This is a genomic window from Enterococcus sp. BWT-B8 (genome assembly GCF_020567625.1).
Lineage (GTDB): Bacteria > Bacillota > Bacilli > Lactobacillales > Enterococcaceae > Enterococcus_L.
Genome location: NZ_JAJDJV010000009.1, coordinates 110185 through 129289 on the forward strand (window position 1 = coordinate 110185; position 19105 = coordinate 129289).

At 36.7% G+C, this 19105-nt stretch carries 18 protein-coding genes; 4 read left to right on the forward strand and 14 right to left on the reverse strand.

Translation table 11 applies throughout. The features are described 5' to 3' along the window. Nucleotides 1-162: 162 nt before the first annotated feature. The 3 genes from LI951_RS09940 (at nucleotide 163) to LI951_RS09950 (ending at nucleotide 3031) form a co-directional block, all read left to right on the forward strand. Nucleotides 163-936: a formate/nitrite transporter family protein gene (locus LI951_RS09940; protein WP_229442038.1), complete on the forward strand. Its 774-nt coding sequence runs from the start codon at nucleotides 163-165 to the stop codon at nucleotides 934-936. A 333-nt stretch (nucleotides 937-1269) separates the two neighbouring features. Next, nucleotides 1270-1584 (forward strand): hypothetical protein, encoded by a 315-nt coding sequence (locus LI951_RS09945; RefSeq protein ID WP_229442039.1) that lies wholly within the window; start codon nucleotides 1270-1272, stop codon nucleotides 1582-1584. A gap of 409 nt (nucleotides 1585-1993) precedes the next feature. Continuing rightward, nucleotides 1994-3031 (forward strand): LacI family DNA-binding transcriptional regulator, encoded by a 1038-nt coding sequence (locus LI951_RS09950; RefSeq protein ID WP_202067954.1) that lies wholly within the window; start codon nucleotides 1994-1996, stop codon nucleotides 3029-3031. Between the two features lie 125 nt (nucleotides 3032-3156). Here LI951_RS09950 and LI951_RS09955 read toward each other — a convergent pair whose 3' ends face one another. The 5 genes from LI951_RS09955 to LI951_RS09975 all read right to left on the reverse strand — a co-directional run bounded on the left by LI951_RS09955 (nucleotide 3157) and on the right by LI951_RS09975 (nucleotide 7811). Continuing rightward, nucleotides 3157-3345 (reverse strand): hypothetical protein, encoded by a 189-nt coding sequence (locus tag LI951_RS09955; protein ID WP_202067953.1) that lies wholly within the window; start codon nucleotides 3343-3345, stop codon nucleotides 3157-3159. A gap of 179 nt (nucleotides 3346-3524) precedes the next feature. Then, on the reverse strand, nucleotides 3525-4979 hold the full coding sequence (locus tag LI951_RS09960; RefSeq protein WP_229442040.1) for a glycoside hydrolase family 1 protein: 1455 nt from the start codon (nucleotides 4977-4979) through the stop codon (nucleotides 3525-3527). Nucleotides 4980-5119: 140 nt separating this feature from the next. Continuing rightward, on the reverse strand, nucleotides 5120-5569 hold the full coding sequence (rpiB, locus tag LI951_RS09965) for a ribose 5-phosphate isomerase B (protein WP_202067951.1): 450 nt from the start codon (nucleotides 5567-5569) through the stop codon (nucleotides 5120-5122). Next, nucleotides 5566-6225 carry a ribulose-phosphate 3-epimerase gene (locus tag LI951_RS09970; protein ID WP_229442041.1) on the reverse strand — a complete coding sequence of 220 codons (660 nt, stop codon included), beginning with the start codon at nucleotides 6223-6225 and terminating at the stop codon, nucleotides 5566-5568. Before LI951_RS09970 ends, rpiB begins: the two co-directional genes overlap by 4 nt. Nucleotides 6226-6503: 278 nt before the next feature. Beyond that, nucleotides 6504-7811, reverse strand: a complete 1308-nt coding sequence (locus tag LI951_RS09975) for a PTS sugar transporter subunit IIC (protein ID WP_229442042.1) — start codon at nucleotides 7809-7811, stop codon at nucleotides 6504-6506. A 386-nt stretch (nucleotides 7812-8197) separates the two neighbouring features. On the opposite strand from LI951_RS09975, the gene LI951_RS09980 reads away from it, so the two are divergent. Next, on the forward strand, nucleotides 8198-9604 hold the full coding sequence (locus LI951_RS09980; RefSeq protein ID WP_229442043.1) for a glycoside hydrolase family 1 protein: 1407 nt from the start codon (nucleotides 8198-8200) through the stop codon (nucleotides 9602-9604). A 514-nt stretch (nucleotides 9605-10118) separates the two neighbouring features. Here LI951_RS09980 and iolB read toward each other — a convergent pair. From iolB to LI951_RS10025, 9 genes are all read right to left on the reverse strand, one after another. Then, complete coding sequence (iolB, locus tag LI951_RS09985; RefSeq protein WP_202067948.1) at nucleotides 10119-10940, reverse strand: 5-deoxy-glucuronate isomerase; 822 nt, start codon at nucleotides 10938-10940, stop codon at nucleotides 10119-10121. 111 nt (nucleotides 10941-11051) lie between these two features. Beyond that, entirely contained in the window at nucleotides 11052-12017 is a 966-nt protein-coding gene (locus LI951_RS09990) for a transketolase family protein (protein ID WP_229442044.1), read from the reverse strand. Further along, entirely contained in the window at nucleotides 12017-12865 is an 849-nt protein-coding gene (locus LI951_RS09995; RefSeq protein WP_202067947.1) for a transketolase, read from the reverse strand. Before LI951_RS09995 ends, LI951_RS09990 begins: the two co-directional genes overlap by 1 nt. Nucleotides 12866-12888: 23 nt before the next feature. Continuing rightward, nucleotides 12889-13992, reverse strand: a complete 1104-nt coding sequence (locus LI951_RS10000) for an iron-containing alcohol dehydrogenase (RefSeq protein WP_229442045.1) — start codon at nucleotides 13990-13992, stop codon at nucleotides 12889-12891. A 276-nt stretch (nucleotides 13993-14268) separates the two neighbouring features. After that, complete coding sequence (locus LI951_RS10005; protein WP_229442046.1) at nucleotides 14269-14730, reverse strand: PTS sugar transporter subunit IIA; 462 nt, start codon at nucleotides 14728-14730, stop codon at nucleotides 14269-14271. Between the two features lie 15 nt (nucleotides 14731-14745). Beyond that, nucleotides 14746-16671 carry a BglG family transcription antiterminator gene (locus tag LI951_RS10010; RefSeq protein ID WP_202067944.1) on the reverse strand — a complete coding sequence of 642 codons (1926 nt, stop codon included), beginning with the start codon at nucleotides 16669-16671 and terminating at the stop codon, nucleotides 14746-14748. Between the two features lie 37 nt (nucleotides 16672-16708). After that, entirely contained in the window at nucleotides 16709-17593 is an 885-nt protein-coding gene (locus LI951_RS10015; protein WP_202067943.1) for a class II fructose-bisphosphate aldolase, read from the reverse strand. A gap of 15 nt (nucleotides 17594-17608) precedes the next feature. Continuing rightward, a complete protein-coding gene (locus LI951_RS10020) occupies nucleotides 17609-18721 on the reverse strand; it encodes a PTS fructose transporter subunit IIC (RefSeq protein ID WP_202067942.1) in 1113 nt (370 codons plus the stop codon). A gap of 11 nt (nucleotides 18722-18732) precedes the next feature. Next, nucleotides 18733-19044 carry a PTS fructose transporter subunit IIB gene (locus LI951_RS10025; protein WP_202067941.1) on the reverse strand — a complete coding sequence of 104 codons (312 nt, stop codon included), beginning with the start codon at nucleotides 19042-19044 and terminating at the stop codon, nucleotides 18733-18735. Nucleotides 19045-19105 lie beyond the last annotated feature (61 nt).

Below are 19105 nucleotides of genomic sequence, written 5' to 3' on the forward strand. Positions count from 1 at the left end.
CTGGAAATTCCAGCGGTAAATATTTTTGTAATTCTTTATGAACTTGTCGTCAGGACTACTTGTGTATGCACTGCATAAGCTGCGGCTTCTCTCATAATTTTCACAAAAACTCAGATATCCTGAATTTTTCAGACACGCCCTAGTCAATTATTGGAGGTTACTATGCATTCACCTGAAGAAATTATGGAAATAAGCACACAAATGGGATACAAAAAAACGAAAAAAACACTGCAGCAAAAACTTATACTCGGCTTCATCGGGGGTGCAATGATTTCTCTTGGCTATCTTGCTTATATCCGTGTGATTTCCTCAATTGCACATGACTGGGGCAGCTTTGCCTCATTTATTGGTGCTCTGGTTTTCCCAGTGGGACTAATCGTGATTCTGTTGGGCGGCGGAGAGCTGGTCACCGGCAATATGATGGCGGTCTCTGCTGCCTGGTTTTCAAAAAAAATTTCCTTCATCGATCTCGTTAAAAATCTAACAATCATCACCTTGGCCAATTTTGCCGGAGCCCTTTTCGTTTCTTATTTTTTAAGTCATCTTGCCGGCTTGACAAGTGCAGGTGTTTATTTGGAGGAAACCCTTTTGATTGCACAGACAAAAATCAGTGCACCGCCGGCAGCGGCATTTTTCTCCGGAATCGGCTGTAACTGGTTTGTCGGCTTAGCTGTCTGGCTCTGCTACGGTGCAAAGTCTGATGCAGGAAAAATCCTGGCTATCTGGTTTCCGGTAATGACGTTTGTTGCTATTGGATTTCAGCATAGTGTAGCAAACATGTTTGTTATTAGTGCTGCGATTTTTGAAGGCGGTGCTACTTGGAGCGGCTTTATCAGCAACTTTATTCCAGTTTATCTCGGCAATATTGTCGGCGGTGCTGTTTTCGTCAGTCTCCTCTATTTCTACGGTTTAGGGAAAAATAAACCGTCCGAATAAATAATATAAATTGAGCATCGGCGGGAGAGCCCCTGGTAAAAGAGTACTGCTCCAAGAAGATCGAGAAAATATTCTTCTATTGATGAGTGAAGTAAATGAAGCTTATCAAAGCAAACGCATACCAGACGGATCTTCATCATTTTTAGAAATGATTTATGAAAGATTAACACACATATCATTGCGCCTGGAAGAGCTTGAGAAAGAAGTCAGCAGAACTAGGAAGATATCACCTAATCCCGTCAAACAGAAGCGGTCCATCTTAAATAAAGCCCAGAAGCGAAAATTAACAGGCTTTTGTCCCGACCTCGTTGCAAATGGAAAGATGAGGAAAAAGTGATAAACGAAACCTATCATAAAAAAACTATTACTGCTTTAAATGGAGAAAAAGCAAAGAAGAAAAACGACAATCAAAGTCTTTCAAAAGAATTTTGCTTGCTGTTTTTCTTTTTTGACACCTTCCCCTTTCCTATGATTAGTCAAGGAAAAAATAAAAATGTTGGTACTTTTATTTTTTCCTTCAATTATGTTTGGAGTAATTTTAAGGGTCACTGTATAACTATCAATCTCCCGAAAAAGCTAAAATTCCCAATAAAACAGCTAATTAAGGATTCTTTTTTCATAAACATCTTCTCTTTTATTTTGTGGTAATCCAAAATATATTCACCTGAAACCTCCAAATCCTTAATGTACAAGGATTCATAGCCTGCTTCTATTCTCCCTCCCATTATAACAATTTGATTATGTTATCATAGGTGGCAAAGCAAGTACTTTACACTGAGCAGCGTTGAGCTGCAATAATTGTTCTGGCACATTTTTTGCTATGCTTTTTATCACTAGAACACTCAATGATGGCATCACTTTGCCAAGCGCATTGATTATTTAACCAGTTAGGTAATCGTTTCCTCGTCTGGAAAACAACACGGATAAATAGTTTTGTCAAGCCTAATATCGTATTTTTCTTTCAATCTACTAAATTAGCTAGTATACTCTTGAAATTTCAGAATAGATATGAGAATATCGAGTTAACGATTACTCACGAAAGGGTCGGATCGAAGCTATGAAGAAAATTTCAATCAAGGATATCGCTGAATTAAGTGGTGTATCAGTTGCCACTGTTTCCAGAGTTATCAATAATAATGGACGATTTTCAGAAGAAACTAAAAATAAAATTCTAGAGGTTATCAAATCAACCGGTTATCAAATGAATTATAGTGCTAAAAGTCTGCGTATGAACAAGTCCTTTTCTATAGGCATTCTTGTACCAGACATCAGCAACTATTTCTTTGCTGATGTCGTTCAAAAAATCGAAGAAATTCTTTTCAACAAAGGATATTCTACAATTATTTGCAATACTGCTCGGAACAGCACCAAAGAGACTGCCTATCTGCAAATGCTTGAAAGTAAAGGAGTGGATGGCTTAATCGTTATTTCGGGAGCCGAAGAATTCTCTTTTAATTATTCCAGACCAGAAAAGAATATTCCCTATATTTGTATTGACAGAGAGCCGAAAGTAAAGTCAGACACCATCTTCATTTCATCAAACCATTACCAAGGTGCATTTGAAGCGACTGAGCAGCTGATTGCCGCTGGTTGTCAAAACCCTGTAATTGCCATGCATTCAAGGAGATCGCCATCAGCACTTGAACGAGAAAACGGATTTTTTGATGCTCTGAAAAAAAATAGTATCATATTTGACCGCGAAAAAAGTAAACTAAACGTAGATATTTACGATGATAATTTCGAAGAATCAGTCAAACAATTTTTTGAGGAGCAAGACAATGTAGATGGAATTTTTGCTATTAATGATAATATCGGTTTAGAATTGATTGTTGTACTGAAGAAATTGGGCTTTAAGTTACCAAAGCAAATAAAAATTATCGGTTTTGATGATACGCCGCAAGATAAATACTCCTATCCTGCGCTGTCATCAGTAAAGCAGAATACAGCAAAAATTGCTCAGGTTACCGTTGATAATCTATTGGAAACAATCAGTAAGCCCAACTCAATAAACATCGGAAAATCCTTCCTTATACCTGTTGATCTAGTATTGCGTGAATCAATATATCCGGGAACGGATACGATAGGAAAGAGCTGACTCCTGAGAAATGGACAACGGAGCCGCTTCGAAAACTCACGAAAAATAATGGCCGCTGCTTAGAAGTCTATCAAAGCCCTTCTAAAAAAGCGGTCATTTTTTCCTGTGGGAAAGTTCTCTGTTTCCTACTGTCCAAAAAATTTGGACAGTAACGCTGCACTAATCACCCTTGCACTATCCTGAAATTCAGCGGGAATAACCCTTAAATAATCCGGGAAAATAAAATATTCTTTTGCTTTAGCTTCAATTTCATTGAGCAATTCAGGCTTACAAATGACTAACGACTTCCCGATGATCAAAGCCATCTGAATCACAAACAGTCTCTATAATCACATTTCGCAGTTCTATCTGGAAAATCCTTGCACTGATCATACTAAATTAGAGGTTAAACGGACGTCAGGATAGAAGTGTTTAGCTTTGAGAATACGCTCATTTATACGATTTTAAGGGAATGCGGACAACTTCTGCCACACTCCCAGACATTCTATTTTTGCTAATCTAAATCTTTCCCTTTGGAAGCAATAACTTTCTTATACCAATAGAATGAATCTTTTTTCATTCTATGCAAATCACCGATTCCATCATCATCCATATCAACATAGATAAAACCATAACGTTTATTCATCTGTCCAGTTGTGAATGATACTAAATCAATAGGTCCCCAGGTCGTATAGCCGAAAATATTGACTCCTTCTTCTCTGGCTTTCATTAGACTCTTGATATGACTTCTCAAGTAATCAATTCGATAACTATCATGGATTGAGCCGTCTTCTTCTATTTTATCGTAAGCCCCTAAACCATTTTCTACATCAAAAATTGGAACTTGATAGCGATCATTTAAGAAATGTAAAAAATATTCATAGCCTGTTGGATCAATTTGCCAGCCCCAATCCGAAGCTTTAAGATATGGATTAGCTAAATCCCCTTGTCCTCCAGCAGTCGCTAACTCCTTAATTTCATCTTTATGTGTCGTTGTGACACTAGACATATAATATGAATACGCTAAAAAATCTGCTTTACCTTCAATTAAATCTTTTTTATCCTGTTCTGTGATTTCTAATTCAACATTTTTCTCTTTCCAAATTCTTTTTGCATAAGAAGGATAATACCCTCTAATCATTGTATCAGCACAATAGCCAAATTTATTTTGGAATTCTTTATAGGCTGCCAGTACATCTTCTGGATCACAGGTATATGGATAGATACAGAAGCCTGCTGCCATACATCCAACACTGATATTTTTATCAATTTCGTGGGCTGCTTTAACCGCTTGTGCCGAAGCAACCATTTGATTATGCAGTTCAGTAAAGGCAGCTTGACCACCTTCTTTCCCTTCAAAATGGAGCAAAATATTGATTTCATTAAACGTCAACCATTTATCCACTAAATCTTTGTACTCACTAAGGCATACCTTCGCAAACTCTACAAATTGATGAATCATTTCTCTATTTGTCCAGCCGCCGTATGTTTCTTCTAAATAAACCGGTTCATCATACTTATATAATGTAATCACTGGGTCCATTCCGTATTTTCTGCATTCTTTAAATACATTGCGGTAGAATTCTATCCCCTCTTTATTTACGCCACCCTCTACACCAAGCGGAAAGATTCTAGCCCAGGAAACAGTTGTGTTGAAGGTTGTAAATCCCATTTCCGCAAATAGTGCAATATCTTCCTTATACCTATGATAGAAGTCAATCCCGATATGATTGGTATATCTTATATCATCAAATAAAGCATATTTTGCTCCTTCAGGTAAATGATCAAACTGTCTCATTTTTCCTCTTGTTCCATCCGAATTTTGAAAGTGAATGTATCGTCTGTCATTCGTAGTTCCAGCATCTCCAAAGTCCACTTGAACAGGACTCTTACCGTCTTCATTCCATCCACCCTCACATTGTGCTGCACTAATGGAGCCGCCCCATAAAAAATTTTCTGGAATTGTCATTCTTTCTCCTCCTATTTTTGTCACTTCCTTGATTGTCTTTTTTTCCATTTCTTCAATGAATCCTCATAAATCCGCCGGGCTTGTGAATAGTTTTGATCGAATAGTCAAGGTTCAAGTCATTAATCATTCTTAAGTCCATTTTATGCCTTTTGTCTTTCTTCAATATCTTTTAACATATCAATACGAATTTGGTGACGGCCTCCTTCAAACTCAGCATCTAGCCAACATTTTACAATCATTTTTGCAAGTTCACTACCAACTACCCGTGAGCCAAAAGCTAAAATATTGGTGTTGTTGTGTTGTTTGGATAATTGGGCTGAGTAAGGTTCACTACAAACAATCGCCCGTATCCCGCGGACCTTATTTGCTGCAATCGAAATACCAACACCTGTTCCACAAATCAAAATGCCGCAATCAAAATTTTTGCCGGCTACCTCTTCAGCCACCTTTTTGCCGTACGTTGGATAGTCTGTTCTTTCTGCCGAATCAGGTCCAAAGTCAGTCACAGCATATCCTAATTCCTCTAAGTAGGAAATAATCGTTGATTTTAATTCTATCCCTGCATGATCGCTGCCAATTGCAATGTTCATACTAGTTGTCCTCCTAATTCTTTTACAATCTCTTTATAGCTTTTCTCTTTACCGAATAGTGCTGACGTTCCTAAAACAAAGCCTGTTACTCCAACTGCATGTAATTCCTCAATTCTTTGAGGAGAAAGTGCTCCATCAACCATTACATTAAATGAAAACAGTTTACCATAGCTGACCGCTTCTTCAATTTTGGGATTTACATAGTCAAGATACTTTTGACCGGCAAATCCAGGATTTACAGTCATGATCATCAGATAATCAATCAACGAAAAAATTTCTTTTATGGTATCCAATGACGTTCCCGGATTGATTGCTACTCCAGCTTTCATCCCCTTGCTTTTGATCATGTCCAAGGTACGTGCGTATTGCTTGTCAGCTTCTGGGTGGATATAGATGATGTCTACTCCAATCTGACTAAATAAATCAACGTAATTTCCAGGGTTTTCAATCATCAGATGGACATCAACCTTTTTTTTAGTAGATGAGCGAATCAATTGTAAATCCTGTAAGCCCATTGCAAAGTTTGGTACAAATATTCCATCCATAATATCAATATGAAAGATGTCAATACCGGCTTCATCAAGAGCTTTTGTATCCTCTTGAAGATTCGCAAAATTTGCACACATCATTGAAGAGCATAGTAAGCGTTTCATCATAGTTCCCCCTCTTATCGAGTAATCGTTTCCTCAACCTAAAATTATCATGGATAAATAGCTTTTCAAGACTAATATCACGTTTTCTTTCAATCTACCAAATCAGCTAGTACACTCTTGAAATTTCAGGGTAACCATGAAAGCAGCGAGTTAACGATTACCCATGAAAGAATCCAGTAGCTGTGAAAAAAAGAAACCCAAGCGATTTGTAGTGAGCCCCTAATATTAGACCTAAAATCTAACACTTGGCGTTCGGTACAATTTGGCCTGAGCTTCTTTTTTTATTCATCTGCAGTTTCAATCTTATTCTCATTCTCCAAGGTTTTAACATAGACTTTCCAAAATGGAAGATACACGGCTAGTCCTATCAAGAAAGAAATAACCGGGATAATTAATGTTTTCCAGTCCCCAGTTCCTAATGGGCCTAGTAAAAATGGTGGTGTCGCCCATGGAATCAGTGCATAAAACTTCCCCAATAGCGGACTAGCCATCAAAAGGTAGCTGACACCTGTAGAAATTGTTCCACTTAGTACAAACGGAATCATCAAATAGGGATTCAACGCTAACGGGAGCCCATAGATCACTGGTTCCACAATTGTAAATATCCCTGGTCCAATGGTTGTCCATCCCAGTGTTTTTAAAAACTTATTTTTTGAGATGATCATTAGAAAAATCAATGGCCATACAGCAGCAGTCCAAACGGTCAATCTCATCAATCCAGTTTGCCCCAGACCTGCCAATACATGGGGCAGCTCATTTGCAGGCGTTCCGCTTGCCAACGCTGCTGCGTTCTGATCAATCCACATTAATCCAAAAGGAGTAAATAATGTCAAGAACATATTATCCCCATGAAGCCCGATACTCCACAATAGTAATGGAATAAACGCTGCGATAATTGCGGTCCAAACAGAGTCAGATCCTGAAATAACTGGTTCCAATAGCGTAGTTAAGAATGATACAAAATCAAAATTGAAGGCAGTTCTAACCAACCAGGCTAGAGAAAATGAAACAGTGTATGGAATAAGTGCTCCAAAAGCATTTCCTACGTTTGGTGGAACAGAGCTCGGCATCTTGATGGTAATATGATGATCCAAACAAAATTTATAGATTCTTACACTAACTAAACTAGTAATAATACAAGCAAACAGACCTGTTGCACTGAAAGATTCAACTAAGATTCCACCCGATTCATCCAAACCACCAATTGTAAAGATAATAAACGTAGCAAGCCCCATTAACATCGAATTTTTTGTGTTGACGTTCTTTCTTTCTGCATAACTAAATGGAATAGCAGCCGAACAATATAAAGTCATAAACCCCAATGTTAAGCTATTCATCCAAGCAAACTTGCCTGCCAGAGGTGCTAAAAAAGGAATAAGCGCCTTGCCACTTGTACCAATATCCGGAGACCCCAATACATATAGAATGAGGAAAATGGAGCCGATCATTATAATTGGCATTACAGCTGTTAATCCATTGACGATTGAAGAAATTGAATCCAAATTTGCAAACTTACCTAAAGGACCCGAGATTTTCATAGTAAAATCAGCAACTTTATCCATGAACCCTTTTCCACTATTACTTGACATTATTATCACCCCTCCGTGTAATCGTTTACCCATGCCTGAAAAAAATAATGTGAAAATTGTGTAATCGTTTACCTAACAAAAGTATAAAATATCTGATTTATCTTGTCAAGGCTAAATTAAACAGCCCTTGAAAATAGCTGCTCAAACAAGAATCCTTTAGTTTATAGAAAAAAATCAGAATAATCCTTGACTTTTCCATTTTCTCTCTCCATAATAAAGTTGAGTAATCGTTTACACAAAAAGTCACGAAAGCTACTATATTTATGTCTAGAAGACCTATTAGTCCTACCAAGAGTGAAATTAAACAAATGACCGTTGTTGTATGAGTACTTGCGCAATTTTTAGAGAACTTGATTTTTATAAATAATTGTAAGGAGAATACTGCTATGGAAAAAATATTATGGGGTAGTTCTACCAATGCACAACAGTATGAAGGTGGATGGAATGAAGATGGCAAAGGCGCGACTATTGCTGACGTACGTGTGCTAAAAAATGGTTATTCAGACTTTAAAACTGCCAGTGATGCCTATCATCGATATAAGGAAGATATCGAATTATACGCTGAAATGGGGTTCACTGTTTATCGCTTCTCTATGTCCTGGGCAAGAATTTTTCCCACTGGCAACAATAGCGAACCCAATGCAAAAGGTCTAGCTTTCTATGACACTATCGTCAACGAATTGATTGAAAAGGGAATTACACCGATTTGTACACTCTATGCTTATGATCTGCCTGTAAATCTTTTAGAAGAATATGGTGGATGGCTGGATCGGCAATGTATTCAAGACTATAACCACTATGCATCTACCATCTTTAAACATTTTAAGGGGCGAATTAAGTACTATGTTCCATTTAATGAACCTAATTTGTTTCACTTAGATAGCGAATACATTGCTGGAAATAAAGATTTAACAAAAAAACAACTATGGCAGGCTGAGCATCACCTCACAGTTGCCTATGCTGAAGCTTGTATTGCTTGTCACCGCATTGATCCTCAAGCAAAAATTGGACCAAATAGCGCGTTTCAGATGCTATATCCTGCCACCTGCGCCCCAGCTGACTGTTTAGCAGCTGCCGAAAGCTATTATGAGACAAATATTGCCTACCTGGATATTTATTGTCGTGGCGAATATCCAAAGTATTTGCTTAATAAGCTAGATAAAATGGATGCTCTTCCAGTCATTACAAAGGATGATGAAAAAAAAATGAAAGAAGCGAAACCAGATTATATTTCATCTACTTATTATTTCTCAAGTTTAGTTCGGGCTGCTCCGCTTCCCAAAGAAGATATTGAGGCAAATTATCCTGAACCTAAACAATTTCAAGGGGCGCTGGTTCAATATCGCTCCGGTGAAGAACTAAATCCTTATACAGATCGTACCGAATGGAATTGGACGATTGATCCAGCTGGTTTATACATTCAATTAATGGAAATCTACCAAAGATATCAGCTTCCGATATTGATTTTGGAAAATGGTATTGCGCATACGGAGGAGTTAGATAGTGATAATAAAATTCACGATGATTATCGAATCAAGTATTTAGCAGATCATATCAAAAAAGTTAAAGAAGCGATTTATGATGGTGTTGAAATCATCGGCTATCTCACATGGTCAGCAATTGATCTTCACAGCACAAGAGAAGGCTTTGTAAAACGCTACGGCTTCATCTATATTGATCGAGAGGAGCATGATCTAAGAAGCTTAAATCGTTATCCAAAAAAATCATTTTATTGGTACAAACGAGTGATTGCTTCAAATGGTGATGACCTTAGCTTAGAAATCGACTATTAACCTCTGAACTTTCTCAGTTCTTTACATTATTATGGGAAGAAGCTGTAACACACAAGGAAGAAAGAATCCAATCCTTCTTATTATTAAAAATACAGAAAAACCGAGGGAAACGAAGAGAAATTATCGCAACAGTCCACTTAATAATTCGAATTATCTATAGGAGGTTAAAGGAAAAATATTACTATTTTAAAACGCGGAGAAGAGTATTTAAAAAGAAGTATTTCAATAAGTAATATCACTATGGTACAAGCCAAAAAAGAGCTTTTCTTTAAAACACAAGAGAAGATCTTTTTTGCTTTTTTTAGGAGAATTTTTTTATAAAAAGCGTTCAGCCTTGAGAACCAAGCGGATATCATACACGAACTGCTTCCGCGACTACTCGGACCACGAAAAGACTTAGTTTTTCTTTATACATGTGCAGCATTCCCTGATAATCATGTGCGAACAATTTTCTTTTTATTTTGGTATTTAGTTATGCTTTGTGTATAGATAGCTAAAAATGAGCCGCAACTTTTTATTCACGTTCATCAATCCAAGAATGGGCTGGATCTTTATAAAATGACCATGATTTGACGGGACCAGCCATAACATTCAAATAATAAGATTCGTAGCCATCTGGTACAGCTACTGGATGATAGCCTTCCGGACATAAAATGACATCGCCATTTTCCGCTCCAAATGCTGTATCAATTGTTCTATCGTCATTGTAAACACGCTGTAATACAAAGCCTTGCTGAGGATTGATTTCATGGTAATAGCTTTCTTCTAAGTATGTTTCTTCTGGATAATTATTAAATGAATGTCTATGCGGCGGATAGCTTGACGTATTCCCTGCTGCTGTATAAACCTCGGTCATCAGTAGACTGTCAGCAATTGATGATTCATCATCCAGCATCGTGTTTACAAGTCGCTTATTCAAATATTTCCCACGTTCAACAACACTGTTTTCTTCAGCTTTGATTAATTTAGTTGGTAACTGCTTAGAAGAAGGAGCATAGCCAATTGCAATAGCTGCCGGAGTCTCAGCAATAATTTTGTAAGTATGATCATTAGAAATGTAGACGCTGTCTGTAGGATTTTTATCAAAGACACAATTTCTTTTTCCAATGTGTGCAAAAACATTGTCTCCTTCTATAACTGTTACCTTTCCGGTCAGTACAAGCACACACGCTTCTTTATCCATTGTATCTTCTTCAAATTCTGCTCCTTTATCCATGTCGAGCTTTTTAAATCCTACATAAGCAAACGGTGAATTTTCAACAGTAATTTCATGCTGTAAAATTACACCATCAGAAATTTTTTTGTTCTTAGGTTTTCTTTGTAAATATGAATTCATTTTAAAGGCTCCTTTATGATTTTTCCTGCTTAAAAAGAAAATTTTTCATTTAGTACCTCATTAATTTGTTGATAATCCGTTATTCCTTACATTCTCTCGTTTGCCGTTCATTTACTTTCGTTTAATTGTTTTTAATGCTTTTTCAACGATATTGTCAGCAGTAAGTCCATAAATCTCTTTTAAGTATTCAACACTTCCAACTTGTCCAAATTGATCTTCTACCCCAATACGTGCCATTGGTACTGGTCTATTTTCAGCTAAAACTTCTGCTACCGCACTCCCCAATCCGTTGATATAATTATGATTTTCAGCTGTAACAATTGCTCCAGTCTCGTTTGCTGCTGTGATAATAATCTCTTTGTCAATTGGTTTAATCGTATAAATATTGATGACTCGAGTTGATATCCCTAATTGTTCTAGTTTTTCAGCTGCCTTCATTGTCTCACTGACCATAATTCCACTGGCGATCAACGTCACATCCATCCCATCTTTCAACAGGGCACCTTTCCCAATTTCAAAAGTAGAGCCGTCTTCATAAATTCCTATAACATTTTTACGTGAGAGGCGTATATAATATACTCCAATCAATTTTTCAAGTTGGCGTATGACATCTGCCAGCATTACAGTATCTGTAGGTTCTATAATGGTTACGGTCGGGAATCCACGCATAATCCCTACATCTTCAAACGGCATATGCGTTGCTCCATTGAATGCTGCAGTAACTCCAGGATCACTCCCGATGATACGAATATTAGCTTGTGCGAAAGCTGCAGACACAAAAACCTGATCTGCAGTGCGACGTGCAGCAAAACAAGCAAAGGTGTGCACAAAAGGAATCAAGCCTACAGCGGAACTCCCTGAGGCCATACCAATCATATTAGCTTCTTGAATTCCACAATTGATCATACGTTCAGGAAATGTCTCGCCAAACTTCACCATTCCGACAGAATTCATCAAATCCGCATCAAAGCCTATGACTTTGTCATTCTCAGTTGCTAATTCGATTAGCGTATCACAATATACATCCCGCATTGCTCTTTTTTCAATCGTTAAATCTCTCAGCACTCCATATGACATTATTCGTTTTCACCTCCTGTTTGTTCATCCAGTTTCACTTGCAGCTCTTCAATTACTTGATCACACTGCTCTGATGTAAAGGTCATGTGATGATTATATTTTTGTCCTTCAGCAAAATAGACTCCTTTTCCTTTTAAAGTATTTAAAACAATCATTTTTGGTTTTCTTTTTTCTCTTTTCCCCAACTCAATTGCCGATTTTATTGCTATTGCATCATGACCGTCTACTTCGATTGCATACCAACCAAAATCTTGAAATTTTTGTCGTAAATCACCCAAATTCAAGATGTCATCTGTATAGCCATCGAGTTGTTGTTTATTGTAATCGATAAATGCAATCAAATTCCCTAATTTGTGATGAGGTGCGAATAATGCTCCCTCCCAAATCTGACCTTCATCTGATTCTCCATCACCAATCAGCAAATAAGTATAATTCTGTTTGTTAAGAATCTTGTTACCTAAGGCAATTCCAATAGCTGTAGACATTCCTTGTCCCAAAGAGCCCGTACTATAGTCTATTCCAGGTGTCTTATTGCGATCACAATGACTAGGTAAGCGGGTCCCATTAGTATTGATTGTCATTAGTTCTTCTATCTTGAAAAAACCTTTTAGTGCAAGTGCAGCATATAACCCCGGTCCAGCATGCCCTTTAGACATAACAAAATAGTCTCGCTCGTTCCAATCTGGATTTTTCGGATCAACCTTCATTACCCCACCATACAAAACACCCAATAAATCAGCTGCCGACATAACACCGCCAATATGGCCAAAGCCTAATTTTCCGAAAGCTTTCATTGCTTCAATCCTAATTTTTGTCGCATAAAATTGATATTTTTTTTCATCATTCATTCTGTTCACTCTCTTCTTATTGCTTAAAGGCATTTTTGATACACATCGTAAATATCAGATTCTGTGAAAGGCACGGGATTGTTCACTAATAATCTTTGTTGATTTTTGAAAACCGATTCTGCCATTTTTTTTGCCTCTCCCCTAGTAATTCCTAAAGAATGTAAAGGTTCTCTTGGAATAATTTGATCAATCAATTTTCTTAAATTTTCCCAAACAGCTTCCGGAGAACAGATAAGAATTTCACTAAGCAACTTTTCAAGCTCAATCAAATCTGCGTTCATCTCTCTATATTTTTCAAATACGGCATGGAAAACTAAGTAGTTAGATTTCCCGTGAGGAACATGATAATTTGCACCAATAGGATATGACAGCGCATGAACACTCGCACAACCGGCATTGCCAAAGGAGATGCCAGCTAACGTACTTGCTTCGAGAAAGACTTGGAGATTGTCCGGAAGCTCTAATTTATCCTTGCTAACAATATCTTGATACCCTTTAAGAATAATACGCATAGCTTTTTCACCTAGCGCTTTGGTAAACAAGCTGGCTTTTGGAGAAACATAGGATTCAATGGCATGTATAAACGCATCTACTGAACTTGTTGCAAAAACTTGGAAAGGAATCGTTTCTAACAATGAGCCAATCAATATCGCCTCATCAGCATATAATTGATCTGCAGCTAAGCCAATTTTGGTTTTCTTTTCTCTGAACTCTGCAATTGAAATGTTGGTCACTTCACTTCCTGTGCCGCAAGTCGTTGGTATAATGACCAATTTTTTCTTTTTTGGAAGTGTTGCACCCTTTTCAAAAATTTCTTTGAGCGTATACTCTGTTCCAAAAACAAAAAGTTTGGAGATATCAATTACTGTTCCCCCGCCAATTGCAATAATTCGTTCATACTTCTTCCCTTTCATTTCTTGAAACATTGCACGAATCATTTCATCATTCGGTTCTCCTGTTCCAAACTGTTCTTGAAATAGAATATGACCTTTTAATTCTTGGCTATCCATTTGAGGCATGAAAATGAACTTATTAGTGATAATCAAATCTTTCTCATTAGCAGTTTCATTAAAAAAATCCCTTAAATTATTCTTAGAGCAAATAACTGGGTAGAGCTTGAATTCCATATTATTTCATCTCTCTTTCAAAAAGATCACAGTAGCTGCATTTACAAACAGTATTCGATAATTTCCATAATTTTCTACTATTTTTTTATTTTACATACTTTTGGACAACACAAAAAGGAATCTCCCACATGTTATAATTCGATTATCTACTAGCCTCTATATGTAGAAGACTCCTACGGCATACATGTCAACGTTAAGAACTCCTATCTTCAATCAGCCTCTACTATTCTTTTAAACTTTCAAAAAATATCCCCATTTTCAAATTCAGAAATTTTTTTATGAACTTAGTAAAATATTTATGAAGGTATCTTCATTTCTTATTTCTTTCAATCTAGTTAAAATATCATCATCAGCCAATTTAGCTGCTACTTGGGATAGTAATCTTAGATGATCTTCTGCGCCTTCATTACCATCAGGTACGGCAAATAGAAAAAATAAGCGTACTGGTTTATCATCGTATGATTCCCAATCAATATAATTTTCTGTCCGGCCAATTGCTACACTGGGAATTCGTACACCTTCTGATTTCCCATGGGGAATTGCAACATTATTTCCCAGTCCGGTAATCCCTTCGCCTTCGCGCAAATAAACATCTTTTATGAATGTCTCTAAATCTGAAATTGTTCCCTTTTCAGACAGCATTTTCGCTAACGCTTCAATTACTTCATTTTTGTTAGTTGCTTTTAGTTCTAAATTAATGAGCTTTCTATCTAAAATATCTTTAATATCTACAGTCACAAGCCATCCTCCCAACTAATGAAACAAGAAGCCATAAGCCTTTATTCCATCTTCACATTTTTTAAACCTGTTCATTGAGTTTTTGTCTTCAGTTAGTGTGATTAGATCTGTATAGAACTGCTTGGTTTTATTGATATTAACCTTTGTATTCATCTTTGCAGCTAACAAAAATACGAACTGAATCTCTTCCTCCCCAAACCACAGAATGGGCTGTTCCAAGGTTGCGACTGCTATCTTAGGTTCATTTACTTCATTCATCGATCCATGAGGAATTGCAGTTTGAAATCCTACACAGGTAGAAGTTTCTTTTTCCCTTCCCCATACAGTCTCAAAAAAATCTGAGGTAACATAGCCCATTTTTTCTAAGTAATGACACATCATTTTTAATAGTTCCTCTTTGTTAGAAACCTTCATATTACTAAAGAACAATTGAGGATCAAACAATGTTTGAATAGAATTTGAGAATTGAATTTTTTGGTGTTCAATTCCATTAAAATGATGGATAGTATTCTTTATTCTGCTAATTTCTTGATCAGTCGGTATTTTGGAAATTGATATTGTCCCTCTATCTTCAGGGAGACAATCAGAAATAGCTATTTCCTGATCGTAAACTCTATTTGAAGTCTCACTGTTTCTCACAATTTTTATACTCTCCACTTCAGGAATGTGGTGTTTTATCGTTTCAACTATAAAGCTGCTATGAGATCTTGTTTGATCGGTTATATAAAGTAAGTCAACTATATTTTTGATCCTCATTAAAGCAGCTTCAATGTACATCACAATATAGCAGATTTCATTTTCCGTAACCTGGATATCATAATATTCCTCAAATAATTGGCTGGTTGACCAAACACTGAGATAAACTTTACCGTACTCTTCTTTAAGTTGTTTGCTCAAGCTGGAAGTATTTGCTTTGCTGTACTTCATTCTGAAAATAGCAGATCTTAAATGTTCAGTTAAGTCTTTTTTTAAAATCAAATCGCCCCTTAAATCCACTTGTAAAATATCTGAAACAACTTCAATTAAATCATTCACGAAGTTTTCCAAATTGGTTGGTCGATTGTTCTGCATTCTATTCTCATTTTCAGTCGTCCAAACTAATTTACTTGAAATCAGAATCTCATGTGCCATGATCTTTTTATCAATTTCCGACAAGCTTCTTCCCAAATTGTATTGTTTCAAGTTTTTCTCTAACGTCTCAACGAAATTGTATTCACTATATTTCTCTACCCAATCTAAATTATTGAATCGCTTAAGATTGCTTGGTGTTTGTCTGTATAATGAAAGAGAAAGCATTACCCAAATTCTACTGAAAGAGTCACGGCTAAATTGGATTTGCCAGCTCTTTTCAGATGATCTTATTACCTTACTTACCAGTTCTATATCCAGACCTCTAACAAAAAATGCTAAGTTTTCTCTAATACTGTAAAGTCCGCTCTTCAATATCAAATTTCCTATTGCCCTCCAAATAGAAAGTTCTTCTCCTTTTATGCGCATTCCTTTTTTTTGTACAATTTCAAGCTCTAAATCTCTTTCTATTAACCAAGCTTTTATGTCCTCCAGCTGCTTTCTAAACGTAGGCAAACTAACATATATTTCATCTGAAAGTTCTGATTGTGTAACATATTCTTTATTTTTTAGGGACAAAAGCCGTCTAAGAATATGAAAAAATGCTTTTTCAGTAGAGACTTCCACTACTTTACTTTCTTTTAAATCATTTTTGTCTATACCAGAATTCAGAACTAGTTTAATCCCTTTACTAGGGATCTTATCAATATGCCCAATTTTTTCATTTTCAAGATAATCTTCTAAATAGTTAATTTGAATTCTAACTGTTTTTTCAGATATACCAATTTTTTTTGAGATTCTTTTCACAGAAATCAAAGGGGCATCAAGAAGTATTTTTAATATCTTTTTCTGATATATTTGATTCTTATCCATACTGCCGCCTCCTTGTCTATCTGATTCGAATCAATTTTTACTCATGAATAGTAATATTTTCTGTATTGAAGACATATCGGTTTGAAGAACCAATGATCTGAACATAATCTTTCACGAATTTTTTGACACTTTCTTCAGCAATTACACACAGCTCTAAATAATCGATGCTTGGATCTTGATCTAAAGCTTTAACCATCCCGTTTTTTGCTGCCGAGAAAGCATCAGTGGCAACATTGATTTTATTAATTCCATAAGCAACTGCTTTTCGTAAGTTTTCCTCGCCAGATCCTGACCCGCCATGCAGTACTAAAGGAATTTGAAGAATCTCTTTTAGTTCTTTCAGGCGATCAAAATCTAATTTGGGTGTTTTTCCTTTCGGATAATTTCCGTGAGCTGTTCCAATAGCTACGGCAAGTGCATCAACACCTGTATATTTAACAAAATCCTGTGCTATCTTAGGGTCTGTATATAAATTCTCATCGCTGTCATCCTCCTGGGCAGCTTGACCAACATGACCCAATTCAGCTTCAACTGAGCACCCTTTACTATGAGCAAGACTACAGATAATCTCGGTCTTCTTCATATTTTCATCATAAGGCAAACTAGATCCATCAAACATAACATTTGTAAACCCCATATTGATACAATCAGTGATTACAGAAAAGTCCATTCCATGATCCAAATTCAATGCAACTGGTACATGAACTCTCTCAGCCAGTTCTTTTATTACAGGAAACATTTCTTCTTTATGTGCATGCTTTTTCATCTGTCCCGGACCAAATTGAATAATGATCGGAGAATTTTCTTCAGCTGCTGCTAAAATTCCGCCCCGTACCATTTCTATATTTATACTGTTCATCGCCATAACGCCATACTGATGTTTATTTGCATCATCAAGAATTGATTTCATTGTCACTAACATTCTTCCACCTCGTTTTTATTCTACGGTTATATCAAAATCAATATCATCCAGATCTGCTTCATTTTCTTCTGATTCAGATTGCTGCTCATTTGACTTTTTAATTAATCCATACACAATACCAGTTGTAAGTGAGCCGACAAATAAAGCAATTAGGAACCATATTGGTTTTTCCATCATCGGAACAACAAAAATACCTCCATGGCCAGCAACAGATTCTACCCCCATTCCAGTAGCGATTGCTCCTGCAATAGAAGAACCTAACATTGAACTAAAAATGAATCTAAGCGGATCTGCCGCTGCAAATGGTAAACATCCTTCAGTAATAAAACATAAACCCAGCGGTAACGCCGCTTTCCCAGTCTCTTTTTGTGCTTGAGAGAACTTATTTTTTGCAACCAAGGTTGCTATAAATGCTCCGATCGCTGGTGTCATACCACCAACTATCTTTGCTGCCATCGGTCCATAGATACCGTCAGCCCCCAATGCATTTGCTGCTAAAGAAGCAGTCTTATTGATTGGACCACCTAAATCAAAGCCCATACCTGCACCAATAACAGCACCGATAACTGATTTCGCTCCACCATTTAGAGAAATAATCCATAATTGGAATTTATCCATTATGTACGCTAAAGGAGGAGATAGTACAATTAAGAAGAGCATTCCACAAACAAATGAAGTTAATGTTGGTATAAGCAATACAGGCATCAATCCTTTCAACCATTCAGGAACTTTCCATTTCTTCATCCAATTAACAAACCAGCCAATAACAAATGCACTCAAAATTCCGCCGATGAAACCAGCTTTCGTTTCTGTAGCAACAAACCCCAATACAAGCCCAGGAACTATTGCTGGTCTTCCTGCAATAGAATAGGAAGTCCCAGCCGTCATTACTGCTACGGCAAAGCTCATTGCATAAGAACTGATTTTATTCACTCCCCACCAGAAACCAACCCAAGTAAACGGATTCATATTTGTAAAGGGTGTTGCCCCGGGCTCAATTAGATCACCGATATCAAACCCACCAAATCCTTTAGCTAAAGCGCCTAAAATACCGCCAGCTACAATAATAGGGATCATATAGGAAATCCCTGTCATTACATGCTTCTTAATAGCAAATTTTCCCTTCATGGTTTTCACTCCTATCCTTTAACCAATTTTTCATGGATTTTTTTTATAACTCCCTCGGGTGACTTCATCACTAAACTAATAGGTATTTCAATTACTTTTTTCCCTTTAAACCGATCCCTGCTGACTGAAATATCTGTGGCAATAACAACTACATCTGCTTGCTTTATTTCTTCCGAAGACAATTCATTTTCAACACCTATTGACCCTTGCGTTTCAATTTTTACATCATCCCCTGCTCTGATTGCTGCCTTTTCAAGTTTTTCTTTTGCAATATACGTATGAGCAATTCCAGCAGTACACGCAGTTATACCTACAATTTTCATAAGCTTCTCCTCCCTTTCTTTCTCTATAAATCCAGTATAGTTCTTTCAATAGTAAATATTT